The 25,801-nt window shown below is 67.8% G+C and carries 28 protein-coding genes; 16 read left to right on the forward strand and 12 right to left on the reverse strand.

The features are described 5' to 3' along the window. Nucleotides 1-265, reverse strand: a 265-nt coding sequence (locus tag A9X03_RS29875; protein ID WP_197696094.1) for a hypothetical protein, incomplete at its 3' end; no start/stop codon positions are given. A 1-nt stretch (nucleotide 266) separates the two neighbouring features. Between A9X03_RS29875 and A9X03_RS17375 the strand changes: the two genes are divergently transcribed. After that, nucleotides 267-491, forward strand: coding sequence for a sensor domain-containing protein (locus tag A9X03_RS17375; RefSeq protein ID WP_068262158.1), 225 nt, complete (start codon nucleotides 267-269; stop codon nucleotides 489-491). Between the two features lie 242 nt (nucleotides 492-733). Here A9X03_RS17375 and A9X03_RS17380 read toward each other — a convergent pair whose 3' ends face one another. After that, nucleotides 734-1,594, reverse strand: coding sequence for an aminodeoxychorismate lyase (locus A9X03_RS17380; RefSeq protein ID WP_156675657.1), 861 nt, complete (start codon nucleotides 1,592-1,594; stop codon nucleotides 734-736). A 96-nt stretch (nucleotides 1,595-1,690) separates the two neighbouring features. On the opposite strand from A9X03_RS17380, the gene A9X03_RS17385 reads away from it, so the two are divergent. Together A9X03_RS17385 and A9X03_RS17390 are read left to right on the forward strand one after the other, a co-directional pair. After that, nucleotides 1,691-2,773 (forward strand): folate-binding protein YgfZ, encoded by a 1,083-nt coding sequence (locus A9X03_RS17385; RefSeq protein WP_067887054.1) that lies wholly within the window; start codon nucleotides 1,691-1,693, stop codon nucleotides 2,771-2,773. 144 nt (nucleotides 2,774-2,917) lie between these two features. Continuing rightward, a complete protein-coding gene (locus A9X03_RS17390) occupies nucleotides 2,918-3,103 on the forward strand; it encodes a DUF3073 domain-containing protein (protein ID WP_067752204.1) in 186 nt (61 codons plus the stop codon). 61 nt (nucleotides 3,104-3,164) lie between these two features. Here the strand turns inward: A9X03_RS17390 and purM are convergent, their stop codons facing one another. From purM to A9X03_RS17405, 3 genes are all read right to left on the reverse strand, one after another. Then, nucleotides 3,165-4,259, reverse strand: a complete 1,095-nt coding sequence (gene purM / locus A9X03_RS17395) for a phosphoribosylformylglycinamidine cyclo-ligase (protein WP_067752207.1) — start codon at nucleotides 4,257-4,259, stop codon at nucleotides 3,165-3,167. A gap of 71 nt (nucleotides 4,260-4,330) precedes the next feature. Next, nucleotides 4,331-5,866: an amidophosphoribosyltransferase gene (gene purF / locus A9X03_RS17400; protein ID WP_067752210.1), complete on the reverse strand. Its 1,536-nt coding sequence runs from the start codon at nucleotides 5,864-5,866 to the stop codon at nucleotides 4,331-4,333. A gap of 139 nt (nucleotides 5,867-6,005) precedes the next feature. Then, entirely contained in the window at nucleotides 6,006-6,395 is a 390-nt protein-coding gene (locus A9X03_RS17405; protein WP_067752213.1) for a sterol carrier family protein, read from the reverse strand. 19 nt (nucleotides 6,396-6,414) lie between these two features. Here A9X03_RS17405 and A9X03_RS17410 point away from each other — a divergent pair, with 19 nt between their 5' ends. Beyond that, nucleotides 6,415-7,629: an MCE family protein gene (locus A9X03_RS17410; protein ID WP_068262160.1), complete on the forward strand. Its 1,215-nt coding sequence runs from the start codon at nucleotides 6,415-6,417 to the stop codon at nucleotides 7,627-7,629. Here A9X03_RS17410 and A9X03_RS17415 read toward each other — a convergent pair. The 5 genes from A9X03_RS17415 to A9X03_RS17435 form a co-directional block, all read right to left on the reverse strand. Then, entirely contained in the window at nucleotides 7,611-8,246 is a 636-nt protein-coding gene (locus tag A9X03_RS17415; protein ID WP_068262163.1) for a CPBP family intramembrane glutamic endopeptidase, read from the reverse strand. The genes A9X03_RS17410 and A9X03_RS17415 overlap by 19 nt on opposite strands. A gap of 19 nt (nucleotides 8,247-8,265) precedes the next feature. Beyond that, nucleotides 8,266-10,563 (reverse strand): phosphoribosylformylglycinamidine synthase subunit PurL, encoded by a 2,298-nt coding sequence (purL, locus tag A9X03_RS17420; protein ID WP_068017507.1) that lies wholly within the window; start codon nucleotides 10,561-10,563, stop codon nucleotides 8,266-8,268. A 50-nt stretch (nucleotides 10,564-10,613) separates the two neighbouring features. Beyond that, complete coding sequence (locus A9X03_RS17425; RefSeq protein WP_067752354.1) at nucleotides 10,614-10,961, reverse strand: VOC family protein; 348 nt, start codon at nucleotides 10,959-10,961, stop codon at nucleotides 10,614-10,616. 65 nt (nucleotides 10,962-11,026) lie between these two features. Then, the gene (locus tag A9X03_RS17430; protein ID WP_067752351.1) at nucleotides 11,027-12,556 is read right to left on the reverse strand and encodes a multicopper oxidase family protein; all 1,530 of its coding nucleotides are present in this window, start codon (nucleotides 12,554-12,556) and stop codon (nucleotides 11,027-11,029) included. After that, nucleotides 12,553-12,975, reverse strand: a complete 423-nt coding sequence (locus A9X03_RS17435) for a hypothetical protein (protein WP_067752348.1) — start codon at nucleotides 12,973-12,975, stop codon at nucleotides 12,553-12,555. The genes A9X03_RS17430 and A9X03_RS17435 overlap by 4 nt, the downstream gene beginning before the upstream one ends. Before the next feature lie 188 nt (nucleotides 12,976-13,163). Between A9X03_RS17435 and A9X03_RS17440 the strand changes: the two genes are divergently transcribed. Both A9X03_RS17440 and A9X03_RS17445 read left to right on the forward strand, forming a co-directional pair. After that, nucleotides 13,164-13,613 (forward strand): nitroreductase family deazaflavin-dependent oxidoreductase, encoded by a 450-nt coding sequence (locus tag A9X03_RS17440; RefSeq protein WP_067752345.1) that lies wholly within the window; start codon nucleotides 13,164-13,166, stop codon nucleotides 13,611-13,613. A gap of 66 nt (nucleotides 13,614-13,679) precedes the next feature. Next, nucleotides 13,680-14,027, forward strand: a complete 348-nt coding sequence (locus A9X03_RS17445; protein WP_255396737.1) for a DoxX family protein — start codon at nucleotides 13,680-13,682, stop codon at nucleotides 14,025-14,027. Between the two features lie 23 nt (nucleotides 14,028-14,050). On the opposite strand, the gene A9X03_RS17450 is transcribed toward A9X03_RS17445, so the two are convergent. Then, on the reverse strand, nucleotides 14,051-15,310 hold the full coding sequence (locus tag A9X03_RS17450) for a M18 family aminopeptidase (protein WP_082969719.1): 1,260 nt from the start codon (nucleotides 15,308-15,310) through the stop codon (nucleotides 14,051-14,053). A 109-nt stretch (nucleotides 15,311-15,419) separates the two neighbouring features. Here A9X03_RS17450 and A9X03_RS17455 point away from each other — a divergent pair, with 109 nt between their 5' ends. The 3 genes from A9X03_RS17455 to A9X03_RS17465 all read left to right on the forward strand — a co-directional run bounded on the left by A9X03_RS17455 (nucleotide 15,420) and on the right by A9X03_RS17465 (nucleotide 18,032). Further along, nucleotides 15,420-16,427, forward strand: a complete 1,008-nt coding sequence (locus A9X03_RS17455) for a Dyp-type peroxidase (RefSeq protein ID WP_068262166.1) — start codon at nucleotides 15,420-15,422, stop codon at nucleotides 16,425-16,427. Then, the gene (locus A9X03_RS17460) at nucleotides 16,427-17,224 is read left to right on the forward strand and encodes a family 1 encapsulin nanocompartment shell protein (protein WP_067302911.1); all 798 of its coding nucleotides are present in this window, start codon (nucleotides 16,427-16,429) and stop codon (nucleotides 17,222-17,224) included. The genes A9X03_RS17455 and A9X03_RS17460 overlap by 1 nt, the downstream gene beginning before the upstream one ends. 67 nt (nucleotides 17,225-17,291) lie before the next feature. Then, nucleotides 17,292-18,032 (forward strand): SDR family NAD(P)-dependent oxidoreductase, encoded by a 741-nt coding sequence (locus tag A9X03_RS17465; protein WP_068262168.1) that lies wholly within the window; start codon nucleotides 17,292-17,294, stop codon nucleotides 18,030-18,032. A gap of 14 nt (nucleotides 18,033-18,046) precedes the next feature. Here the strand turns inward: A9X03_RS17465 and A9X03_RS17470 are convergent, their stop codons facing one another. Further along, a complete protein-coding gene (locus A9X03_RS17470; protein WP_068262176.1) occupies nucleotides 18,047-19,750 on the reverse strand; it encodes an MOSC and FAD-binding oxidoreductase domain-containing protein in 1,704 nt (567 codons plus the stop codon). Nucleotides 19,751-19,966: 216 nt separating this feature from the next. Here A9X03_RS17470 and A9X03_RS17475 point away from each other — a divergent pair, with 216 nt between their 5' ends. The 7 genes from A9X03_RS17475 to A9X03_RS17505 form a co-directional block, all read left to right on the forward strand. Beyond that, nucleotides 19,967-20,839, forward strand: coding sequence for an alpha/beta fold hydrolase (locus tag A9X03_RS17475; protein ID WP_067891532.1), 873 nt, complete (start codon nucleotides 19,967-19,969; stop codon nucleotides 20,837-20,839). 78 nt (nucleotides 20,840-20,917) lie between these two features. Beyond that, entirely contained in the window at nucleotides 20,918-21,607 is a 690-nt protein-coding gene (locus A9X03_RS30355; protein ID WP_067752323.1) for a TetR/AcrR family transcriptional regulator, read from the forward strand. Beyond that, complete coding sequence (locus tag A9X03_RS30360) at nucleotides 21,604-22,278, forward strand: TetR/AcrR family transcriptional regulator (RefSeq protein ID WP_067752320.1); 675 nt, start codon at nucleotides 21,604-21,606, stop codon at nucleotides 22,276-22,278. Before A9X03_RS30355 ends, A9X03_RS30360 begins: the two co-directional genes overlap by 4 nt. A gap of 154 nt (nucleotides 22,279-22,432) precedes the next feature. Continuing rightward, entirely contained in the window at nucleotides 22,433-23,356 is a 924-nt protein-coding gene (locus tag A9X03_RS17490; protein WP_082950076.1) for a DUF427 domain-containing protein, read from the forward strand. Beyond that, a complete protein-coding gene (locus A9X03_RS17495) occupies nucleotides 23,356-23,949 on the forward strand; it encodes a TMEM175 family protein (RefSeq protein WP_067752317.1) in 594 nt (197 codons plus the stop codon). Before A9X03_RS17490 ends, A9X03_RS17495 begins: the two co-directional genes overlap by 1 nt. Nucleotides 23,950-23,951: 2 nt before the next feature. Then, nucleotides 23,952-24,632, forward strand: coding sequence for a haloacid dehalogenase type II (locus tag A9X03_RS17500; protein WP_067752314.1), 681 nt, complete (start codon nucleotides 23,952-23,954; stop codon nucleotides 24,630-24,632). A 25-nt stretch (nucleotides 24,633-24,657) separates the two neighbouring features. Then, nucleotides 24,658-25,801, forward strand: a 1,144-nt coding sequence (locus tag A9X03_RS17505; protein WP_068262185.1) for an NAD(P)/FAD-dependent oxidoreductase, incomplete at its 3' end; no start/stop codon positions are given.

Consider the following 25,801-nt stretch of genomic DNA (forward strand, 5'->3'; position numbering starts at 1 on the left):
GCGTCGCGGCGGCCGGCGCTGCGGCCGCCGCCGGTGCCTGCGACTTGCCCGCGGCCGCGGTCGTCGGCGAACCGCCCTTGGCCTCGATCTCGGCCAGCACGTTGTCGATTTCGGTGCGGGTCCGGTAAGTGACGTCGTGGCGCAGGCGCAGCATGCGCAACAGCTGGGCGATGTCGCCGCGCGCGCTGGGGTCATCCCCGTCCTCGTCGAGTCCCTGCCTCAGCTCGATCAGAAGTTGGGTCTGCTGCTGCGGGCAATCGATCACGTTGACTTACAACGGCAAGACCAGCGAATGGAAGTTCGGTGAGGTCACCGGGGCCGTGCCGAAGATCTTCCAGGAGCGGACGCAGGCGGACGGAACCCGCATCTGCCATCACGCGCTGCACGCGGCGTCCAGTGTGGTCGTGGACCTCTTGCTGTGCGGCCCCGACGCCGAGACGGGTCAGGCGGGCAAGCTCGCCGGGCAGATTGCCGCGAAGGTGAGCCAGTAACGGCTCCAGACATGGAGCGGCCCCCGAGCAAGGCTCCTGGTTGGACAGACCGGAAGCTCGGGGGCCGGGTGACTGCGGGGAATTCGCTAGCGCGCGTATGCCGCCAGCTCTTCGCAAGCCACTGCTGCTAGCGCGCAGCCACCTCACATGTCCATGAAGCTATCAATTTCGCGGACCACCTCCCTTCTTGTGTACGGCCGACCGTACCCGCGATTCCGCAAGCCGACAACACAATTCAGCGCTTAGCGATCGCTGACGATCGCCGAGTCGACCAATGCGGCGAACTCGGCGGCCAACGGCGACCGAAGCAACGGGCGGCCGTCGAGCGTATGCACGCGGGCGGCCAGCGTCATGCTCGACACCAACCAGATCCCTTGCGCGGCATGGAGATCAGCGGGACGCAGGGACCGATAGTCGCAGTCGTACCCTTTGGCCCTGGCCACCTCGAAAAGGGCCTGCTGCGTGGTGCCGCGCAGAATCGGATACCACGGCGGCGGCGTCAGCAGGCACAGGTCCCCACCGGATCCGGTCGCGATCACCACCGTCGAGCGCGGGCCTTCCAGGATGTAGCCGTCCGAGCTGACGAAGATCACGTCGCCGGCGCCTTGCCGGGCGGCATGACGCAGGGCGGCCATGTTGACCGCGTAGGACAGGGTCTTGGCGCCGGCGAGCAGCCATGGCATCGCGTCGGCACCGGCCGCGGGCAGTCCGCGGTCCAGCATCACCGCGGCCAAGCCCTCGCGCCGCACCGCGGTGACTCGTTCGGGAACCGCGTTGACCATCACGTAGGTGGTCGGGGCGGTTCCACCCTCCCGGCCTCGGGTGTAGATCAGGCGCATCGCCCCTTCGTCGGCGGTGGCGGCCACCCACTCACTGCTGGCCGCATCGATCGCAGCGCGCCAGCTGGGCAGGTCGGGTTCGGGCAGGTCCATCAGCCTCGCCGATTGGGTCAGCCGCTGCAGATGCGACTCGACCAGACAGGGCCTGCCGTCGCGGACCAACAGCGTCTCGAAGACGCCGTCGCCGCGAACCGCCGCCAGGTCGTCGGCGTGCAGCAGCGGGGCATCCGGCGGATGTATCGCGCCGTCCAGCGTGACGATCACACCCGTCTGGCCTGCCATGGAGGTAAAGCCTAGCCGTGAACGTGAGGCTGCCCGCACGCTCGGCGCACCGGGCATCAAGGTCCGTAGAGTTGACGTGTGTCCGCAGTACCCGCACCAGACGCCGGCCCCGACGCGGGCGCCGTCTGGCATTACGGCGATCCCCTCGGCGAGCAGCGCGCGGCCGAGACCGGCGCGGTCGTCGTGGACCGCTCGCACCGCGCGGTGCTCACGCTGACCGGCGGCGATCGCCAGAAGTGGCTCCACAGCATCTCCACCCAGCACGTCAGCGAGCTGCCCGAGGGCGCCAGCACGCAAAACCTCAGCCTGGACGGGCAGGGCCGCGTCGAGGACCACTGGATCCAGACCGAACTCGGGGGCACCACCTACCTGGACACCGAGCCGTGGCGGGGTGAGCCGCTGCTGAATTACCTGCGCAAGATGGTCTTCTGGTCCGATGTGAGCCCGGCCGCCGCCGACATGGCGGTGCTCTCACTGCTCGGGCCGCGGCTGGCCGACCGGGCGGTGCTAGACGTGCTGGGGCTGGACGCCCTGCCCGCCGAGCTGACGGCGGTCCCGGTCTCCGGAGGTGGGTTCGTGCGCAGGATGGCGGGCGCCCCGGCCGGCCAGATCGAACTGGATTTGGTGGTCCCGCGCGGCGAATCGGCTGGCTGGCAGCAACGCCTGGTGCAGGCGGGGCTGCGGCCGGCGGGGGTTTGGGCCTACGAGGCGCACCGCGTGGCGGCGCTGCGCCCGCGACTGGGCGTCGACACCGATGAGCGCACGATTCCGCACGAGGTGGAGTGGGTCGGTGCTGCGGTCCACCTCGACAAGGGCTGCTACCGGGGGCAGGAGACCGTCGCGCGGGTGCACAACCTCGGGAAACCGCCCCGGATGCTGGTGTTGTTGCACCTCGACGGTTCGGTGGAGCGGCCGGCCACGGGAGATCCGGTGCTCGCCGGCGGGCGCACCGTCGGCCGCCTGGGGACCGTGGTGGATCACGTGGACCTCGGGCCCGTAGCCCTCGCGCTGCTCAAGCGCGGGGTGCCGGCCGATACCGAACTTGCGACCGGCGCCCAGTCCTCGGTGGCGGCGGTCATCGACGCCGATTCGCTGCCGTCAACGGAACACATCGGCGCGGGACGGCTCGCCGTTGAACGGTTGCGGGGCGGTGCGAGATAATCCTCGATGAAGTGCGCCACAGCGGCAGGGGGCACCGACGCCCGACCGTAAGGCACGGTAAACTGTCGGCAGGACAATAACGACACCAGGAGATCGGAGCCGCCTGATTCGGGCCGCTCCGTTATTGCGCGAGGGGGTTCCCCCATGGGCCGCGGCCGGGCTAAGGCAAAGCAGACCAAGGTTGCTCGAGAACTCAAATACAGTTCCCCGCAAACCGACTTCACGCGGCTTCAGCGCGAGTTGTCAGGAACGGGTGCCGACGATTCCACAGAGCTGGAGGACGACGGCGTCGGCGACTCCTGGGAAGACAGCGACGACTGGCGCCGCTAGAACTGACGTCGCTGCGCCGGTCTAATCGGCTTCGGCACGGCGCCGGCTCGACTCCCGCCCTCTAAAATCGCGGATGCTGTCCGACGAGCTTTGCCCGCGGGCCCTCTTTGCCGCCTTTGCAGACGGTTCCCAGCACCCAGCAGTCCAAGTGGCGGGCCGTCAAAATGGCCAGGGCCCGGTCGGTGTCCTCGGGCGCGACGACGGCGACCATGCCCACGCCCATGTTGAACGTCTTGTCCATCTCTTCCCGCGTGACCCGACCGCGCTGGGCGATCATGGCGAACACCGGTGCGGGCGTCCAGGTTCCGCGGTCGATCTCGGCGACCAGGCCATGCGGGATGACGCGTTGCAGGTTGCCGGCCAGCCCGCCGCCGGTGACGTGGCAGAACGTGCGGACGTGGGTTTCGGCTGTCAGCGCCAGGCAGTCCTTGGCGTAGATCCGGGTGGGTTCCAACAGTTCCTCACCCAGGGTGCGGCCGAACTCCTCGACATACCCGGCCAAGTTCATCCGGTCGATCTCGAGTAGCACCGTGCGGGCCAACGAGTACCCGTTGGAGTGCAGGCCCGAGGAGCCCATCGCGATGATGGTGTCGCCGGGTTTGACGCGGTCGGGGCCCAACACGTCGTCGGCCTCCACGACGCCGACACCGGTCGCCGAAATGTCGTAGTGGTCGGGTTCCATCAGGCCGGGGTGTTCGGCGGTTTCGCCGCCGAGCAAAGCGCAGCCGGCGCGCACGCAGCCCTCGGCGATGCCCGCGACGATCGCGCTGAGGCGTTCGGGCACGGTCCGGCCCACCGCGATGTAGTCCTGCAGGAACAGCGGTTCGGCGCCGCACACCACGAGGTCGTCGACGACCATCGCGACCAGGTCTAGGCCGACGGTGTCGTGCTTGTCCATCGCCTGAGCCACCGCAAGCTTGGTACCCACGCCGTCGGTCGACGCCGCGAGCAGCGGTTCGCGGTAGTCGTTGCGCAAAGCGAACAGCCCTGCGAACCCGCCGAGTCCGCCCCGCACCTCGGGTCTGGTGGCCCGTGTCGCCAGCGGCTTGAACATTTCAACGGCGCGGTCACCGGCTTCAATGTCCACCCCGGCCGACGCGTAGGTAATGCCGTGGCTGCCCGGGTTACGTCCGGGGCTTTTTCCGGGATCCGTCATCGCGATAAAGGCTACCGGGCGCCGCCGACCGCCGTTATCAAACGTCTTGGAAGGGCCGGATCGGAAGGCCGTCAGTGGACGATCGGCACTTCGTCGGGCGCCAGCTCGTCGAGCCCGGCCCCGCGCGCTGCGTTGGCGAGCATGTGCTCGATGACGTTCTTCCCCAACGCCGTCTCCTCGGGCAATTCGATCGGGTACTTGCCGTCGAAGCAGGCGGTGCAGAGCCGCGACGCGGGTTGTTCGGACGCCGCGACCAGGCCGCGCAGCGAGATGTAACCGAGGCTGTCGGCGCCGATGGCGTGCCGCACCGCTTCGAGCATTTCCTCTTTGTCTTGCACGGCGTTGGCGATCAACTCCGCCGGGGACGGGAAGTCGATGCCATAGAAGCAGGGCCATTTGACCGGCGGCGAAGCGATCCGCACGTGAACTTCCACTGCGCCGGCCTCGCGCAGCATCCGCAACAGCGCGCGCTGGGTGTTGCCGCGCACGATCGAGTCGTCGACGACGATGAGCCGCTTGCCGCGGATCACCTCGCGAAGTGGGTTGAGTTTCAGCCGGATACCGAGCTGGCGGATGGTTTGGGACGGCTGGATGAACGTCCGCCCGACGTAGGCGTTCTTCATCAGGCCCTGCCCGTACGGAATGCCGGACTCCTGCGCGTATCCGACCGCGGCGGGGGTGCCCGACTCCGGAACGCCGATCACCAGGTCCGCCTCGACCGGGCATTCACGGGCCAGCCGGCGACCGATCTCCACCCGGGTAGCGTGCACGGACCGGCCGGCGATCGTGCTGTCCGGGCGCGCCAGGTACACGTACTCGAAGACGCAGCCCTTCGGGGTGGGGTTGGCGAACCGGGTGGAACGCACCCCGTCGGCGTCGATCGCCAGCAACTCGCCCGGCTCGATGTCGCGCACGAACGAGGCGCCGACGATGTCGAGCGCGGCCGTTTCGGAGGCCACCACCCAGCCGCGGTCGAGGCGTCCGAGCGAAAGTGGCCGCACCCCATGGGGATCGCGCGCCGCATACAGCGTGTTCTCGTCCATGAACGTCAGGCAGAACGCGCCGCGCACGGTCGGCAGCAGCTCCAGCGCGGACTGTTCCAGCGTGGAATCCGCGGCACCGTGGGCGAGCAGTGCGCCCAGGATGTCGGAGTCGGTCGTCGCCGGTGCGGGGCAACGCCGCGCGATCAGCCCGGCGTCGCGGGCGCGGGCGGCAAGCTCGGCGGTGTTGACCAGATTGCCGTTGTGGCCCAGCGCAACGCCCGTGCCGGCGGCGGTGTTGCGGAACACCGGCTGGGCGTTCTCCCACGTGGTGTCGCCTGTGGTGGAGTAGCGGCAATGACCGATGGCGACGTGGCCCGGCATCGCCGCGAGGGTCTGCTCGTCGAACACCTGGCTGACCAGACCCAGGTCCTTGAAGACGAGGACCTGCGATCCGTCGGCGACGGCGATCCCGGCGGCCTCCTGCCCGCGATGCTGCAGGGCGTACAAGCCGTAATAGCTGAGTTTTGCGACATCCTCGCCGGGGGCCCAGACCCCGAAGACACCACACTCTTCACGGGGCGAGTTCAGGTCCTGCTCGGGTGCTTCGGCTCCTGCGACGGTCACGATTCGGCGGCTCCCCGGGGAACGGTTGGTGACGTATCGGAGTCTACGGGTCCAACGCCGTCGACTGCGAATTCACAGCGCGTGTTGCGCGTCGAAAATTCCCTCGCACCACCCTAAACCTGCAGTTCAGGGTTACTATTCAGCTGACATCGAACAGGGGCAGACAGTGTTCGATCTCACCTGCGCGGGAGCCGGAAAGGCTCAGCGCACCGGCGTCCGTCGCCTCGTGGAACGACAGCATCCCGGTCACCAGCAGCAACCACGTTCGCGGATCGGTCTCCACCACGTTGGGGGGCGTGCCGCGGGTATGCCTGGGGCCGGCGATGCATTGCACCGCGACAAACGGCGGGATCCGCACCTCGACGCTGGCCCCGGGCGCCACCGCTGCCACGGTGCGGGCGGTGAGCCGGACCGCGGCCCCGAGGCTCTCGCGATCGGGAACGGGCCGGGTCGCGTCCCGCAACCAGTCCGCAACGGCCAACACGGCCTGCCGGGTCTTTGCCGGATCGGCCTTTTGACGGGCGGCCATACCCTAGGGTCTCAAACTCATGGAGCGTCGTCGCTTGCGGCGCGGGCCACCGTACAAGTCCGTCGGCCTCGTGACGCTCGTCATCATGGGATTGGTCGGGTCGCTGCTGTATCTGCAGTTTCGCGGCGAGCTCACGCCGACAACGAAGCTGACGATGGTGGCGGCCCGGGCCTGCCTGGTATTGGATCCCGGCTCCAAGGTCACCTACAACGGTGTCCAGATCGGCCGCGTGGCCGGCATTTCGGAGATCACCCGCGACGGCAGGCCGGCCGCCAGGGTGACGCTGGATGTCAGCCCCAGGTATCTCGAGCTCATCCCAGCCAACGTGGCGGCCACCATCAAGGCGACAACGGTGTTCGGCAACAAGTACGTCGCGCTGACTTCGCCGCCCAAGCCCGCGGCGCAATCGATCACACCGTCGACCGTGATCGACGCGACCGCGGTGACCACAGAGTTCAACACCGTGTTCGAGACGCTCATGTCGATCGCGGCGAAGGTCGATCCGGTCAAGGTGAACCTGACGCTCAGCGCGGCGGCGCAAGCGCTGACGGGACTGGGCGAGAAGTTCGGCGACTCGTTGGTCAACGGCAACGCGATTCTCGACGACGTGAACGCCCGCATGCCCGCGATCCGCTTCGACGTTGCGCGGTTGGCCGCTCTCGGCGAGACGTACTCCAGCGCTTCGCCTGACCTATGGGACGCCCTCGACCACGCGGTGACCGCGGCGCGCACGCTGAACCGGCAGCAAGCCGATCTGGACGCGGCGCTGCTGGCGGCGGCCGGGCTCGGGGGCGCGGGCGCCGACGTGTTCGGGCGCGGCGGCCCCTACCTGGCGCGCGGGGCCACCGATCTGGTCACCCCCAGCCAGCTGCTCGACGAATACAGCCCGGAAATCTTCTGCACCATAAGGAATTTCGCTGAAGTTGGGCCCAGGATTCACAATGCGCTCGGCGACAACGGCTACTCGCTCGGCGCCCACGCGGCCGGCGGCATCACCGGGGCGCCGAGCCCGTACATCTGGCCGGAGAACCTGCCCCGTACCAACGCCCGGGGCGGTCCCGGCGGCCGACCGGGCTGTTGGCAGAAGATAACCCGAGAACTGTGGCCGGCCCCGCTCCTGGTGATGGACACCGGCGCGAGCATGGCTCCCTACAACCACTTCGAGCTCGGCTCCCCACTTTTCACCGAGCACGTGTGGGGTCGCCAGCTCGGTGACTACACCATCAACCCGTGACGTCGCACGCCCAGCGCGGCGATCGCGCCGGCCTCGTTGATGGCCAAGTGCACCAGCATGGGAGCGGCCACGCTGCCGGAACGGTCTGCGAGCCAACCGAATAGCCAGCCCGCGACGCCCGTCACCAACACCGTGCACAGCACCGGGTCGCCCGCCGCTCGCGCATCCGCGACATGGGAGAGCCCAAAGCTCGCCGCTTGCAACAACCTTGCGCCGGACCTTCCGTAGGCAGCGGAAGCGGCGGTGGTGAGCGCCGCGCGGAACGCGGCCTCCTCGGCCCACACGGTGCCGACGGGGATGCGCAGCAGCAGCCAGCCGGCCACCGACCCGGTCGGCTCGCGGTCTGCCATGGACGCCCGCACCGTCGGCACCGCCGTCGCTGCGGCGATCGCGCCCGCCGCGGCGGCCCCGGCCGCCGACCCCAGCCGCAGCCCCGCCCACAACCGCGGTGCGGTCAGCCCCAACGGTGCGCGCGTCACAACCACCAGCACTCCGGCCGCCGCCGCTTGGGTCGTCACCCGCCACGCCGTGGGCAGCCGGGGCCCGACGAAGCTCCAGCCCACCAGGGCGGCGGCCAACGCGAACGCACGGGCCCGACGGAAGTCGCGCTCGCCCATCAGGATTCGTCGCTGCGGCTCATCCGAAGAGGCGCGGCAGCACCGCCTCGGACGTCTCGCGCAGTTCGGCCAGCGACACGGTGAACAGGCCCTGAACCTCCACCCCGTCCGAGGCCTGGTCGACGACGCCGATGCGCACCGCGGGCAGCCCGCGCGCCTCGCACATCGCCCGGAACCGGCTCTCCTCGGTGCGGGGCACCGCCGCCAGAACCCGGCCCGCGGACTCGGAGAACAACGTGACGAACGGATCGGCGCCCTCGGGAAGGACGATGCGGCAGCCGGTTTCGCCCGCGAGTGCCGCCTCCACGATGGCCTGCGCAAGCCCACCTTCGGACAGGTCGTGCGCGGCGGACACCAGCCCGTCGCGTGACGCCGCGCTCAGCACTTCGGCCAGCAGTTTTTCGCGCGCCAGGTCGACCGCGGGCGGCACCCCGCCCAGGTGGTCGCCGCTCACCTGCGCCCAGATGGAACCGTCGAATTCGTCGCGAGTATCGCCCAGCAGCATCAGGGTCTCGCCCGGCTCGCCGCCCAGGCCCGTCGGAATGCGCCGGCCCACATCGTCGAGCACGCCGAGCACACCGACCACCGGCGTCGGCAGGATGGCCGCCGACCCGGTCTGGTTGTAGAAGCTGACGTTGCCGCCGGTCACCGGAATGCCAAGGGCCGCACAACCATCGGCCAGTCCCCGCACCGCCTGCGAGAACTGCCACATCACCCCGGGATCTTCCGGAGAACCGAAGTTGAGGCAGTTGGTCACCGCGACCGGGGTCGCGCCCGTGACCGCGACGTTGCGGTAGGCCTCGGCCAGGGCCAGTTGTGCTCCGACATAGGGATCGAGCAGCGTGTAGCGACCCGACGCGTCGGTCGACAGCGCGATGCCGCGGCCCGTGGCCTCGTCGACGCGAAGCACGCCGCCGTCGGCGTGCTCGGCCAGCACGGTGTTGCCGCGCACGTAGCGGTCGTACTGTTCGGTGATGAACGCGCGGCTGCACAGGTGCGGGCTGCCCAGCAGGGCAAGCAAAGTCGCGCGCAGCTCCTCCCCTGTCTTTGGCCGCGGCAGGCTCGTCGACCGGTCGGCGTTCAGGGCGTCCTGCGACTCGGGGCGCGCGACCGGCCGCTGATACACCGGCCCCTCGTGGGCCACCGTGCGCGGCGGCACGTCGACGACGGTCTCGCCGTGCCAGCTGATTCGCAACCGGTCGCCGTCGGTGACCTCGCCGATCACGGTGGCCAGCACGTCCCACTTTCGGCACACCGCCAAGAACGCGTCCACGTTCTCCGGCGAGACCACGGCGCACATCCGCTCCTGCGATTCGCTGCAGAGCACCTCCGCGGGCGTCATGTCCTTTGCCCGCAGCGGGACGGTGTCGAGCTCGATCGCCATCCCGCCGTCGCCAGCCGATGCGAGTTCTGAAGTAGCACATGACAATCCGGCGCCGCCAAGGTCCTGGATGCCGATCACCAGGCCGCCCGCATAGAGCTCGAGGCAGCACTCGATGAGCACCTTCTCCATGAAGGGGTCGCCCACCTGCACCGAAGGCAGCTTCTTGCGCGATCCCTCGCTGTCGAACGTGTCCGACGCCAGCACCGACACCCCGCCGATGCCGTCCAGGCCGGTGCGCGCACCGAACAGGATGATCTTGTTCCCGGCGCCCGAGGCGAACGCCAGGTGCAGGTCCTCCTGGCGTAATACGCCCACGCACAACGCGTTTACCAACGGATTGCCCGCGTAGCAGGCGTCGAAGACGGTCTCGCCGCCGATGTTGGGCAGCCCCAGCGAGTTGCCGTAGCCGCCGATCCCGCGGACAACTCCGTCGACCACCCGGCGCGTGTCCGGCGCGTCGGCGGCGCCGAACCGAAGCTGGTCCATCACCGCGACGGGTCGCGCACCCATCGCCATGATGTCGCGCACGATGCCGCCGACACCGGTCGCCGCGCCCTGGTAGGGCTCGACGTAGGAGGGGTGGTTGTGCGATTCCACCTTGAAGGTGACGGCCCAGCCGTCGCCGATGTCGACCACGCCTGCGTTCTCGCCGATGCCGGCGAGCATGCCCGCGCGCATCTCGTCGGTGGTGGTCTCGCCGAAGTAGCGCAGGTGCACCTTGGACGACTTGTAGGAGCAGTGCTCACTCCACATCACCGAGTACATCGCCAGCTCGGTGTCGGTGGGTCGGCGGCCCAGGATCTCGCGGATTCGCTGGTACTCGTCGTCTTTAAGGCCCAGCTCGGCGAAGGGCTGCGGCTGGTCGGGGCTGGCGGCGGCGTGCTCGACGGTGTCGATCGCCTGGGTGCGGGCGCTCGTCCCGGGGACTGTCACGCCAGACAGTCTAGGTCGGCGCTTCCGTCACCGTCGGGTCGCCGTGGAGGCTATTGGCCGACGACGCAGAAGACGTTCCCTTCGGGGTCGGCCAGCACCACCCAGCGAAAATTGTCGCCGAACTCATGCCGGCCGACCTCGGTGGCCCCGGCGGCCGTCAGCCGAGACGCCTCGGCATCCACGTCGGCGGGCCCGAAGTCCAGGTGCACGCGGTTCTTACCGGGGGTGGGGTCGGGCACTTTTTGGAAGCCGAGCCGAGGCCCTTCCGGCAAACTCACCACGGTGAACTCGCCGGCGAGCAGCTCCTGCGTCGTGCCGCCGAACTGCTCGGCCCACCAGCCGCCCAGCTGCGCCGGATTGCTGCAGTCGAAGGTGATCATCTCCAGGTTGAGCGCCATACCGCCCGACCTTAGGCCTCGAAATGGCCCAGTTGAAGGGGTCGCCGTCCCGGGTCGCCCGGTGGTCAATCGACGGTCACGAAGTCGGCCATCATCGCCATGTCTTCGTGTTCGAGGTTGTGGCAGTGCAGCAGGTATGAACCGGTGTAGTCGGTGAACCGGATGAGGACTTCAACGGCTTCGGCTGGGCGCACATCGACGGTGTCCTTCCATCCCATGTCGAACCGGCCCGGCGCACGGCTGTTGCGGGAGAGCACGCGAAAGGAATTGAGGTGCACATGAACGGGATGGTGGAACTCGGTGATGAACCGCCAGACTTCTGTGGTGCCGAGCTTAGGGCGCGCCAGCGGCCGGCCCGGTTGATAGGCCAAGTCGTTGATCGTCCACACCCCTTTTCTGCCGAGGCGAAAGAGGAACGTTCGCGTGGCCACGCGGGCCTGTGGGTCGAGACCCGGGACGCTTCCGCTGAGCCGGTCCGGGATGGCCGAATCGTCGGCACGGTCGGCGCCGACGATGTCGAATCGCATGACCTCGCCGGCGCTTTCGCCACCCAACCGGTTGAGCAGCCGCACTTGTGTTCCCACCGGGTAGCGGCCGAAATCGACCACCACGTCGAATCGTTCGGCCGGAGCGATGTCGATGTAGTCGTGGCCTATGGGTCGCGCCAGTAATCCGCCGTCACTGCCGATCTGCACCAACGCCGAACCGCCGGGTGGTTGCGGGTCCAGCTGCAGCCGGTAGCGACGGGCGTTGGATGCGTTCAAGAGCCGCAGGCGGTACCGGGCGGGATCGGTCGACAGCACCGGCCACGGCGCACCATTGACCAGGATGACGTCGCCGAGGACGCCGTTCATGTAGTCGCCGGTCGCTCCGCCACCGGCAGCGTCCGGGTAGCGAAAGGAGCCATCGGCGGCGAACGCGCGGTCGGTGATCATCAGCGGGACGTCCCGCCGGCCGCGCGGCAGCGGCAACGCGTCTTCCTCGTCGTCGTGGACCAAGTGGAATCCGGCCAGGCCGCGCCACACCGCGGCGCCGGTGTAGCCCATGCGGTGATCGTGGTACCACAACGTGGCGGCCCGCTGGTTCAGCGGGTAAACGTATTCGCGCTCTCCGACAACGCTGTTGCGCGCCATGGCTTCAGCCCCGAGCCGGACGCCGGGCGGCAGGATGAAGTCGGTCGGGTACCCATCGTGGTCTTCCGGTGTGTGGCCGCCGTGTAGGTGCACCACAACCGGCACGGGCAGGGCGTTGCGGTGCCGCACGACGGTGCGTCGGCCTGACCGCGAAGCAATGGTCGGGCCGGGAAAGCTCGTGTTGTAAGTCCACGCCGCCGTGGGGAGCCCGGGCAATATGCGCAATTGCGTGGTCTGCTGGGTGATCTCGTAGTAGTCGGCGTGAGCGTCGCTACGAACCGGCGTCAATTGTTCCGGGATCGGCAGCGGGACTTGATAGCGATCGGGCAACCTGGTTTGGCTGCGTATCAGCCGTCCTGACTCGGCGGGGCCCAGCAGCGCGCCGGCGAGCGGCCAGCCGGCGCCGATGAAGCCGATGCCCGCCGCCGCGGCGCCCAGCCGCAACGCGCCACGCCGATTCATCGGATCGGTTCCCGCTCGGCCGGACGCGAGCGTGCGGCCAGCGGCAAACGCCACACCTCGGCAGTCAGCTGGAAGATCCCCACGATCAACAGCACTCCGAGCGGAACGTGTAAGCCCGTCAAGCGCAATTCCCCCGAGGCGAACTCGGCGACGAAGAGGAGGGTCACGAGGGCCCCGAGCGCCGCCGGCCGTCGCGGCCCGCCCGTCCTGCTCACAATCACCAGCAGCGCGACCTGGACGACGGAAAGCACCGTGGTCACCCTCGCGCCGACCGAGTGCAGCATCAGCGCGTCGTATCGGCCGCCCAGAAAACTCCCGGCGAACGCGGCTTGCACCAGGGCTAGCAACGCCAACGCCGCGCTGGTGGCACGGGCGATCACACGGGGCCAGCGCGGGCCGTGCCAGTCATCGGCTGTCATCAGTCCTCCCAGAGATTGCGCACTCAAGAGATGACGACGGAACGGCGCCGCAAAAAGTTACGCACGCATGTGTAACTTTCCGCGCCACAGACCCGTCCTTGGATACGGGTTGCTGATGACCGGCTCCCCATTGCGGCGGACCCGCCGGCTGCGGTTCCACCGCAACGAAATTCGCGACAGGAGAAGAGATGTCTCATCCGACGCCCCCTCGTTGGCTGAAGCCGATGAACAGGTTCATGATTGCGCTGCAAAAACTTGGCATACCGACTGGACCCCCCATGGTTTTGACGGTGCCGGGCCGCAAAACGGGCCGGCCTCGCAGCACCCCGATGACGCCGTTCACCCTCGACGGGCACCTCTATGCCGTGGCCGGATTCCCCGGCGCCGACTGGGCGCGCAACGCCCGCGCCGCCGGCGCGGGAACGCTCGGCAAGGGCCGAAAGACGCGGCGCGTCAGGATAACTGAGCTGACCGCCGAGCAAGCTCGGCCGGTGTTGCGCCAATATCCGGCCGAAGTGCCGGTCGGTGTTGGCTTTTTGAAACGCTCCGGCCTGGTACGCCAGGGCAATCCCGAAGAAGTCGAGGCGCTGGCGGGCCGGATCGCGGTGTTCCGACTAGACCCGATCCCGGCGAACTGACGCCGAATGATCCGCCACCGACCGACCAGATATGGAAGCCGCAACATGCACACCGCGTACCTCGTCATGACGATAGCTGCCATCATTCTCAACGGATTTTCCGGCGTGAGCGCGCTGGTGCACTTCGCGCCGATCATTCCGCCCATGCAACGCGCGGGCGTCCCGGTGTCCTGGCTGACCTTTCCGATCGGCACGCTGAAAACCCTTGGCGCCCTTGGACTGGTCGTCGGCCTGTCGGTCCCGGCAGTCGGCGCCGCCGCGGCGGCGGGACTGACAATCTTCTTTGTCTGCGCGATGTACACGCACGTCCTCGCCCACGACATCTCCGGACAGTTCGCACTGGCGGGGTTCCTGCTTGCCGTCAACGTCGCGACCTTGACGCTCACCGTGATCGCGCACCCGGTCGTGCTCTAGTACGGCCACCTCGTCAGGCCGCACTACGGCATCGGCGAAAGGAACGCTTCCATCGCCGCCGAGTAGGCGGCCACGTCGTGCGCGCCCATCAACTCGCGCGCGGAGTGCATGGCCAGCTGCGCGGCGCCGACGTCGACGGTCGGGATGCCAGTCCGAGCCGAGGCCAACGGCCCGATTGTCGATCCACAGGGCAGGTCGGCCCGGTGCTCGTAGCGCTGCAGGCCGACCCCGGCCTGCCGACACGCGAGCTCGAAGGCGGCGGCCGTCCGTCCGTCGGTGGCATAACGCAGGTTGGGGTGCACCTTGAGCACCGGTCCGGCGTTGACCTCGATCAGGTGTCCGGGCTCGTGCCGCTCCGGGTAGTTGGGATGGGTGGCGTGGGCCATGTCCGCCGAGGCCAGCAGCGAGGCGGGCAGACGGCGCAGGAAGTCCTCGCGGGTGCCGCCGGCCGCCAGTACGATCCGCTCCAGGACGGTGCCCAGCAGGTCGGACTGGGCGCCGTGATCGGAGGACGACCCCACCTCCTCGTGATCGAAGACCACCAGCACGGGCAGGAATCCCCGCGGTTCGGCCGCCACCAGGGCCTCCGTACCCGCGTAGCAGCTCGCCTGGTTGTCCAGGCGCGGCGCGCTGAGCAGATCGTCGTCGGCGCCGATCACGGTCGACGGGGTCAGGTCGTGGGTCATCAGGTCGGCGGCCAGCACACTGGTCGGCGCCACCCCGGCCCGTTGCGCGACGAAGTCGACGAACGGCTTGATGTCCGCACCGGCTCCCCAAACCGCGTTGACGTGGCGTTGCGGGTCGAGGGTCAGCGATTTGCGGTCCTCGGCGAGGTGGATGGCCAGCTGGGGCACCCGCAGGATCGGGTCGTCGATCCGGACCAGCCGATGCTCGACCCCGGCGCCGTCATACACCGACAGCCGTCCACTGATGCCCAGGTCGCGATCCAGCCAGGAGTTCAGCCACGCCCCGCCGTACGGCTCGAGCGCGACCACACGCCACCCGGCAACCAGCCGATCGGGATGCTGCTTGACGCGCAGGTTAGGGCTGTCGGTGTGTGCGCCGACGATCCGGAATGGGCCGTCGGCGCCCTCGGAGTTCCAGGCCACCAGCGAGCCGGCCCGCACCGTGAAGTAGCGGCCCGGTTCCGCCGGCCACCGGTCCGACTCGCTCAGTTCGGCGAATCCCGCCGCGATCAGTCGCGCGGCCACTGTGACGCAGACGTGAAATGGCGACGGAGAAGCGTCGATAAAATCGCAGAGGCCTGCGGCGCTGGCCGACATGTTGATCATCATGACTGTCGACGACGACCGTCGCCACGCTGGGCCCGATCGCGCGGCTCCTTGCTCGCGCACTTCCTGCGCTCACCGTCGCCACGCTAGGGTCAGCAGAGTGCCTCCCGTCCAGCCACAGCCCATCCTCGAGCCGTTGACGCCTGCGGCGGTCTTCCTGGTGGTGACCATCGATGACGGCGGAGAAGCGACGGTGCATGACGCGCTGCCCGACATTTCGGGGCTGGTGCGCGCAATCGGATTTCGTGAGCCGCCGAAACGGCTGTCGGCCATCACCTCCATCGGCTCGCGGGCCTGGGATCGCTTGTTCTCCGGGCCCCGGCCCGCAGAGTTGCACCCCTTCGTCGAACTGAACGGCCCCCGGCACACCGCCCCGGCCACGCCCGGGGACCTGCTGTTCCACATCCGGGCTGAAAGCCTGGATGTCTGCTTCGAATTGGCCGACCGCATCCTGCGGTCCATGGCCGGCGCGGTCACCGTCGTCGACGAGGTGCACGGATTCCGCTACTTCGACAACCGCGACCTGTTGGGCTTCGTCGACGGCACCGAAAACCCCGATGGCTCACTCGCCGCCAGCGCCACCACGATCGGCGCCGAGGATCCCGACTTCGAGGGCTCGTGCTACGTGCACGTGCAGAAGTATCTGCACGAGATGTCCTCGTGGAACGCCCTGTCGGTCGCCGAGCAGGAGCTGGTGATCGGCCGCACGAAGCTGGAGAACCTCGAGCTGGATGACGGGGAAAAGCCGGCCAACGCCCACATCGCGCTCAACGTCATCACCGACGCCGACGGCACGGAACTCAAGATCGTGCGGCACAACATGCCTTTCGGCCGACTCGGGAAGGGCGAGTACGGCACCTACTTCATCGGCTATTCCCGCACGCCGCAGGTGACTGAACAGATGCTGCGCAACATGTTCCTCGGCGATCCACCGGGCAACACCGACCGCATCCTCGAATTCTCCACCGCGGTCACCGGTGGCCTGTTCTTCTCGCCCACCGTCGACTTCCTCGACGATCCACCGCCGCTGCCCGCGGTACCGGTGACGGAAACGCTTGCCGTACAAGACGGCTCACTTTCGATCGGCAGCCTGAAAGGAACCACTTGATGAACAACCTCTACCGCGAGTTGGCACCGGTCACCGAAGCGGCGTGGAAAGAAATTGAAACCGAGGCGTCCCGGACCTTCAAACGCCACATCGCCGGACGCCGGGTTGTCGACGTCAGCGAGCCGGGCGGTCCGGTCACCGCGGCGGTCAGCACCGGCCGCCTGGTCGACGTGACGTCCCCCTCCGACGGCGTCGAGGCGCACCTCCGGGCGAGCAAACCCCTTGTCCGGCTGCGTGTTCCGTTCACTCTGTCCCGCTACGAGATCGACAACGTGGAGCGCGGGGCGCAGGACTCGGACTGGGACCCGGTCAAGGCCGCCGCCAAGAAGCTGGCGTTCGTCGAGGACCGCGCCATCTTCGAGGGCTACCCCGCGGCGTCGATCGACGGCATTCGCACCTGCAGCTCGAACAAGCCGCTGACCCTGCCGGCCGACCCCCGCGAGATTCCGGACGTCATCACGCAGGCGATCTCCGAACTCCGGCTGGCCGGCGTCGACGGTCCCTATTCGGTGCTGCTGTCCGCCGACGTCTACACGAAGGTCAGCGAAACCACCGAACACGGCTATCCGATCCTCGAGCACATCGACCGGCTGGTCCCCGGGGACATCATCTGGGCGCCGGCTATCGACGGTGCTTTCGTGCTCACCACCCGCGGCGGCGACTTCGATCTGCAGCTCGGGACCGATGTGTCGATCGGCTACACCAGCCATGATGCGGAGACCGTGCAGCTGTACCTGCAGGAGACGCTGACGTTCCTCTGCTACACCGCCGAGGCGTCGGTCCCGCTGAGCTCGTAGGAATAAATGCCGGCGGACCGCTGCTGTCGGGGAGGCAAGTGAACTTCTCTCCTGGAGGCAGGGTTCGATGGCAACAACAATGGCCGGGTCCACCGCTCTGGTGACCGGAGCCACGTCCGGCATCGGCCGCGAGGTTGCGTTACAACTCGCGGAACGCGGGGTGGAGGTCGTGGTGCACGGTCGCAGCTCCGAACGCGGCGCCAAGACGGTTCGCGATATCGAAAACGCCGGTGGTACAGCGCGTTTTGTCGCCGCCGACCTCAACGATGCCAACGACGTGCGGCGCCTTGCGGCCGAGGCGGGGTCGGTCGACATTTTGATCAACAATGCCGGAATCTACAAATTCGGAGCGACCACAGAGACTGATGACGCGGCGTTCGACGAGCACGTGAACGTGAATCTGCGCGCCCCTTACATCTTGGTCCAGCAGTTGGTGCCCGGAATGATCGAGCGTGGCGGCGGATCGGTGGTCAGCGTGAGCACCGTGGCGGCTTCGGTGCCGGCGAGCGGCGCCGGCATCTACGGCGCCACCAAGGCGGGCCTGGAATTGCTGACCCGCGTGTGGGCGGATGAGTTCGGGCCATCGGGGGTACGCGTGAACGCGGTCTCCGTCGGGCCGACCGACACTCCCGGAACCGCGGCGCTACCCGGCATGCTGGAGGCGGTGGCGGCCAGCACCGCGTTGGGCCGGCCGGCCGATCCGAGTGAAATCGCCAGCGTGGTCGTCTTTCTCAGCGCCGCCGGCGCCAGCTACGTCAACGGCGCCGTCATACCCGTGAGCGGCGGTCAGCGCGCGATCACCGCCTGAGGCAACGTTTTTCGCTACAGGTCGAGCACGAGATCGGTCTCCGGAGCCGCCGAGCAGATGAGCACCGTCCCCTGCTCGGGCGGCTCCAGGGGCTGCTGCACGTAGGTGGCGCTGCCAGAAACCACACCGGTGACGCAGACGTGACAGACGCCGCTTCGGCAGGAGAACCGGGTGGGCACGTCGCATGCTTCCGCCAGCTCCAGGATGCTTCCGTACGCGGACGACCAGGTGGCCGTCAGGCCGCTGCGCGCGAACGTGATTGGCGGGCCGGTCCCCGGGACCCCCGCCGGGGGATGCGGCGGTTTGCGCGGGGTGTCATCGACGATGCCGGGATTGATGGGCGGCAGGGCGCCGAATAGTTCGCTATGGATCCGCTCGGGCGCCAGACCGCCCGCGGCGAGTGCCTCGCGCATGTCGCTCATGAACTGGGTCGGGCCGCACAGGTATGCCGTGGCATCGGCCGGGATAGCCAGGGCCGCGATGGCCGGGCGGTCCAAGCGGCCTTGAGTTTGTGTGTAGAACACCGATTGCCGCGCACTCGGCAGAGCATCGACCAAACTAGCGACTTCCGATGCGAAAGCCTGTGTTTCGCGGTTGCGGACGGTGTGCAGCCACCAGATGTCACGGGTGCTGCCGGCCGCCGCGAGCGCGTGCAGCATGGCCAAGACGGGTGTAACGCCGATTCCCGCCGACATCAGCACCACCGGGCCGCCGCCGTCGGCGAGGCAGAAGTCGCCCCGTGGGGCGGCGGCCTCGACGACCGAGCCCGGCTCGATGTGCTCGTGCAGCCACGAACTGACCAGACCATGCTCTTCGCGCTTGACGCTGATGCGGTAGTGGCCCGCCGCGGGGTCCCCGGAGAGGGAGTAACTGCGCAGCGGCGCCGGCGTGCCGGCGCCGGGAATTCGCACGGTCAGATATTGCCCCGGAAGCGGCGCAGGCAGCGCGGAACGGTCGTCCGCCCGAAGCTCGATGGACATCACCTGTGGGCTTTCCCGGCGAATTCCACTGACCCGTAAGGGCCGAAACCCGGCCCATGCCGGCGTCGCACCCGGAGACACGGCCGCCGATCCCTGTGGTGCGTCGAGCATGTCCCGGAATGATTGCTGCCACCCGGGGCTGAGCGCGGGGACATCGACGATCTTGGGGAGCAGCCCGAGGTCACGGTCCGGCAGGTACAACAGCGCGTCGACGTCGGCGACGCTGAGTTGATGGCGACCACGGCGGGTCCGCACGATGTCGTCGCCGGCGCGGACCCGCCCCTCGGTGATCACCCGAAAGTAGAAGCCCGGACGACGTTGGGAGACAAGCAGGTTCGGCATCCTGGGTTCGTCCACGCGCATGCCGACCCGGAAGCAGGTGACGCGGGGCTGGGTGACCTCGAACTCGGCTTCGCCGATCCGGTAGCGGTCGCCGATGCACACCTCGTCGTCGGGCAGCCCGGTGATGGTGAAGTTCTCTCCGAAGTGGCCGGGCACGAGGTCGTCGCGACCCAGGTAGCTCTTCCAGAAGTCGTATGACTCGGTCTGATAGACCATGACGGCCCGTTGCTCGCCGCCGTGTCCGCCGAGATCGCCCTGACCGTCGCCGTCGATGTTCAGGCGACGCACCATGACCGGCCCTTCGACCGGTTTTTTCCAGATCCCGGTGTAGACGGTTTTGCCGTGCCACTCGACGTTGCGGGGCAGCCCCACGTTCACCGATATCAGTTTGCCCACCGGGCCACCTCCGCAGGCCCTGACTGGAGGGCTGGCTCACACTATGCCAGCCGGAAGACGACGGCAACACGAGGCGACGCCTCCGATATGCGCACCACGGCTGTTGCGCGGCGCACCGTCCGGTGCATACTGGGTTGCATAACCCAAAGTCCGGGATCAACGTGGCGTAGCTGAAATTCGCCGCTTCGGTCGAGGGCGAAATTAAGGAGTAGAGCCATGGCGGCTGTTCATCATCGCTATGCCACCGTCGACGGTCACCGCCTGTTCTTCCGCGAAGCGGGCCACTCGAGCGCTCCCGCGCTGGTGCTGTTGCACGGGTTTCCCACCAGCTCCTACATGTTCCGCCATCTGATCCCGGTGCTCGCCGACCGCTACCACGTCATCGCGCCGGATCACCTGGGCTTCGGGCTCTCCGACGCGCCGTCCGTCGACGAGTTCGACTACACCTTCGACGCGCTGACCGACCTCACTGCCGCACTGCTGCGCGCCGTCGACGTCGACCGGTACGCGATGTACGTCCAGGACTACGGCGCGCCGATCGGCTGGCGGCTGGCGCTGCGCGACCCGTCGTCGATCACCGCGATCATCACCCAGAACGGTAACGGCTACGACGCGGGATTCGTCGACAGTTTCTGGAAGATCGTGCGGGCTTACCAAAGCGAACAAACGCCCGAGACCGAGGCCGCGGTCCGGCAGTTCCTCACGCTGGATGCCACTCGATGGCAATACGTCACCGGCGTTGCCGATGAGACGCTCGTCGACCCCGAATCGTGGCACCACGATTACGCGCTCATATCGCGACCGGGCAATGACCTGGTGCAGCTGAAACTGTTACGAGACTACGCAACCAACGCGCCGCTCTACCCGCGCCTGCATGCGTACTTCCGCGCCAGCCAGGTGCCGCTGCTGGCGGTGTGGGGCCGTGGCGACGAGATCTTCGGCCCGGCCGGCGCCCAGGCGTTCGCCGACGACCTCCCCAATGCCGAGATCCGCCTGCTCGACGGCGGACACTTCCTGCTCGAGTCCGCACTCGACGAGGTAGCCGAACTGATCGGAGGCTTCCTCGCCAGGGCCGACATGGCTGCCTGACCGAACGCGCCGACGGCCCGGGGCATCAATGGGTTGGATATCCCATAGTTCGGGGCGGCCGCGGGTTAGCCTGACGCGATGGCCCATCCCGATGTTCGCGACGAACAACGGTTGACCGCCAAGGGGCGTGCCACCCGGGATCGCATCGTGGAAGCGGCCGCCCGACTGATCGTCACCGAGGGCCTGTCGGCTGCGAACATGGAGAACGTCCGCAGGGCGGCGTCGGTCAGCGGATCCCAGCTTGCCCACTATTTCGCCGACAAGGCCGCACTGATCCGCGCGGTCATCCGACGCCAGATCGGCGTGGTTCTCGACTTTCACCGCCAACCCGGGCTGGGAGGCCTGACAACGTTCGACGACTTCGAGCGGTGGGGCGATCTCAACATGCGATACCTCAGGCGCATCGGGTATTTCGGCACGCCTACCTACCACGCTCTCGCGGCCCAAGTGGCGAAGTCGGACGAGCCGACGCGGGAGACGCTGGCCACCGGCTATGGGCAGTGGATCGACCTGCTGGAGGCAGCGATCCGGCGGATGAAAGATAACGGCGTCTTGGTCGCCAACGCCGACCCGAGACGGTTGGCGATGGTCATCGTCGCCGCCCATCAGGGCGGTGGCACCCTGGCCTTCACCTACCGCGCGGAATGGCCGCACGCCGACGCGGTGCGCTTCGCGATCAACTACCTCCGCACCTTCGCCACCGATCCGAACGAGCGAGCCCCTCGCCCGGCGCGGCGCACCCGGCGCCGAGCGAGGACCGCCACGTGAACGCCGAAAGTCCGGGACGATTCACGCGCAAGGGACTGGCGACTCGCGCGCGCATCATCGACGCCGCCGCGCGAATCATGTTCGAGCGGGGCGTCGCCAACACCAGCATCGACCAGGTACGGCGAGCGGCCGGAGTGGGCGGGTCACAGATCGGGCACTACTTCCGGGACAAACGCGATCTGATCCGTCAGGTCGTTGCCACCCGCCGCGAGGACGTGCGGGCCTTCCACACCCAGCCACCGCTGGGCGCCCTCGACAGCTTCGCCGCCCTGCAGGCCTGGGCCGACGCCTGCGTCGCCGCCGTCGACACCGTGTACCGGGTGGGCGGTTGCGTGTACGGCTCCTTGGCGGGCGAATTGATCGATTCCGACGACGAAATTCACGACGATCTCTCCGCCGGTTATGACCTGTGGATCGAGTTGTTCGAGACCGGTCTTGCGGCGATGCGCCGGCGCGGCGACCTATGGCCCGACGCCGATCCGCGGCACCTGGCGGTGTCGTTGGTCGTCGCGCACCAGGGCGGCGCCATGCTGACATATGCCACCGGCGATGCGGAACCGCTGCGCGCCGCCGTCAACGCCGCCGTCGACTACGTCCGCTCCTTCGGAACGCGGAAGCCGAAGAGCCGAGCCGCTTCGAAGCGGCGCCGGGGCCAATCCCGATCCGAATGAGGTCACCTCGCCGCTGGACAGAATGGGATGTTTGGCCCATAATAACTGGGTTGGTTGGCCCAGTACGTCGTTGTGGCTCACGGTTCCAATGGATGTCCCTGTGACGCGGGGAGATTAGCTGTCTCAGGGGTGTCGCTGAAAAGAGGGGATGGAGATGGGGCTGGCATGGCAGCAGGGTCCGCTCGCCACGGGATCGGTCGGTCACTTTCTGACTGAACAGCCGTTGCCGGCGCGGCTCTTGTACGTCGAACCGCTGAGGAGGCGCATGCGAGTTCGCCTCGCCGACACATGGGTTGCCGACAGCCAAGACGTGATCCTGTTGCACGAGCCGGGGCGTTATCCGGTCGCCTACTTCCCGCGCAGTGATATCGAGGCCGGGGCCCTGGTGGCCGAGGAAAGGCTCACCCAGCACCAGGACCTAGGCGACACCCGGTGGTTCACCGTCAAAGTCGCGGAGCGAGAGGCGACCCGTGCGGCGTGGCAGCACACCGCGCTGCCGCCGCACGCTTCGGTACTCGACGGGCACCTCGCATTCGCTTGGCGTGCCATGGACGCTTTCTACGAAGAGAACGAGCGGATCGTCGGGCACGCTGCCGATGCCTATCATCGGATCGATATCCGTTCCACTTCAAGGCATCTCATCGCTCGTAGCAGCGACCGAGTGATTGCCGATACCAAGCACCCACTAGCTTTGTACGAATCCGGATTCGCTCCACGCTGGTACGTGCCCCGCGAGGACGTCGACGAATCTGCCCTCGAACTGGTTGACACGCAGACCTTTTGCCCATACAAGGGGATCTGCTCCTACTACGATATCGGCGACCGCAAGCGGGCGGCGTGGTCGTATCGAAACGCCTGGCGCGAGGTGATACGAGTTGGCGATCTGGTGTCCTTCGAACCGGACAAGATCGACGTCTACCTCGACGGCAAACAGTTGCGGCTCGAGCCCGGCCAGACCGTCATTCCACACGGCGTCGACCGGGGGCTCGACATCGAAGAGGTCTCGGATTTTCACGGTGCCGAGGGCAATGTCGGGGTAGTGCAGGAACGAAACCACCAATCGTCCGGGCAGGCGTAGTGGTCGGGCGGAGAACCAGTCCGGATCGGGTAGGAGCGTTCTCCGACGGCGTTTTCGCGGTGCTGATCACGATCTTGGTGCTCGAGCTCAAGCCGCCCGCCGCGGCCAGCTTCAGCGCCTTGCTACCACTGTGGCCCACCGGCCTGAGTTATGTCGTCAGCTATTTCTTCATCGCCATCGTATGGGTCAACCATCATCACCTGTTCGGCTATGCGGAGCTGGCGACGCCGCGGCTGGTGTGGTCGAATTTCGCCCACCTATTTTCCGTATCCCTCCTCCCGATCACCACCGAGTGGATCGCCGACAGCAGGCTCGCCGCTGCGCCCGTGGCGTTGTACGCGTTCGTCTTCGTTCTGGTCAACGTCACCTATCTGGCGCTGTGCCGGGAAGTGATCGATCGGCCGGCCCACGAAGGCCCCACCGACCGGATGCGTAGGTTGATGCGGATGAGGTCATTCATCACGGTCGGCGTTTTCACGACGGCCGGGGTGACCGCCCTCTGGTGGCCGTTGCTGGGAATGACATTGATTTGCGTTTGTCTGATCGGGTATTTACGACCGGATGTTCCCAATCCGAAGAAGATCGAGGTTTGACCATGCCCGTGCCCTCCGTCCTGGTTTTCGACGTCAACGAAACGTTGGTCGACATCGAGTCACTCGCACCGCTTTTCACCGAGCTGTTCGGCGATGAACGGGTGCTCCGCGAGTGGTTCGCCCAGCTGGTCATGTATTCGATGTCCGCGACGTTGGCGGATAGTTATGTGGACTTCTCCACGCTGGCCCAAGGTGTGTTCCGTATGGTCGGCGATATCCACGGCGTGGCCGTCTCCGACGATGACGCGCACCGGCTGAAGAACGGCTTGCTCACCATGCCGGCCCACCCGGATGCGGCGGAGGGGCTCACCATGTTGAAAGACAACGGTTTTCGTCTGGTCACCCTGACCAATTCGCCGCCCAACCCGGATGGTCCTACGGCGCTGCAGAGTTCCGGGCTGGCCGAATTCTTCGAACACCAATTGAGTGTCGATGCCTGCCGCGCCTTCAAGCCGTCGCCCACCGTGTACCGGTATGCGTGCGAGACGCTCGGAGTGGCCCCGGCTGACTGCATGATGGTGGCCGCCCACGTATGGGACACCCTCGGCGCCCAGAGTGTCGGCTTCGGCGGGGCGCTCATCGCGCGGCCCGGCAATCCGCCGCTGCCCGTCGACGGACTGCCCCAACCGGACCTGGTGGCGGGCGACCTGCGCCAGCTGGCCGCGCAGCTGATCGACCACTGAGGACAACCGGGGAGGACCACGAACGATGGCACACGAAGAGTCGGGCTATGACGTCGTTGTGCTCGGCGCCGGGCCGATCGGGCAGAACGCCGCAGAGCGCGCCCGGGCCGCAGGCCTGAGTGTCGCCATAGTCGAGCGCGAACTCGTCGGCGGCGAGTGTTCCTACTGGGCCTGCGTGCCCAGTAAAGCCTTGCTGCGTCCGGTGATTGCCATCTCGGAGGCCCGCCAAGTCGACGGCGCGCGGGAGGCGGTCAGCGGGTCCATCGGCATTCCGGGGGTCTTCGGCCGCCGCAACCGCTACGTCACCGACTGGGACGACACCGGCCAGGCCGGCTGGGTGGGTGGAATCGGCGCCACCCTGGTGCGCGGCCATGGCCGGTTGGACGGCGCCCGGCGAGTCGCGGTCACCGCGTCCGACGGGGCGACGTCCGTGCTGACCGCGCGGCACGCCGTCGTGATCTGCACCGGAAGCCGGCCCCTCTTGCCCGACTTGCCCGGCATCGACGAGGCGAGGCCGTGGACCAACCGCCAAGCCACCGAAAGCAGTTCGGTCCCCGAGCGGCTCGCGGTGGTGGGCGCCGGCGGCGTAGGCGTCGAAATGGCGACTGCGTGGCGCGGATTGGGATCTCAGGTGACCCTCCTTGCGCGGGGCTCGGGCCTGCTGCCGCGGATGGAGCCCTTCGTCGGTGAACTCATCGGCCGTGGCCTCGCCGATACGGGCGTGGACGTGCGCGTCGGCGTATCGGTGCGCACGCTGCGCCGGCCCGAGGGCGCGGAGGTGACCCTCGAATTGGACGATGGCTCCGAATTGGTGGTCAACGAAGTGCTTTTCGCGACGGGTCGCGCACCGCTCACCGATGACATCGGCCTGCACACCGTGGGGCTGACGCCCGGCGACTGGCTCGACGTCGACGACACCTGCCAAGTACGGGCCATCGAAGACGGTTGGCTCTACGCCGCGGGCGACGTCAATCACCGGGCCCTGCTGACCCATCAGGGGAAGTACCAGGGTCGCATTGCCGGAGCGGCCATCGGAGCGCGGGCCGCGGGCGCCCCGTTGGACACCGCGCCGTGGGGCCGGCACGCAACCACCGCCGACCATTACGCTGTGCCGCAGGCCTTCTTCACCGTGCCCGAAGCCGCCGCCGTCGGCCTGACGGCCAGGCAAG

Origin of the sequence: Mycobacterium sp. E1715 (assembly GCF_001667625.1) — a bacterium.
Taxonomy (GTDB): domain Bacteria; phylum Actinomycetota; class Actinomycetes; order Mycobacteriales; family Mycobacteriaceae; genus Mycobacterium.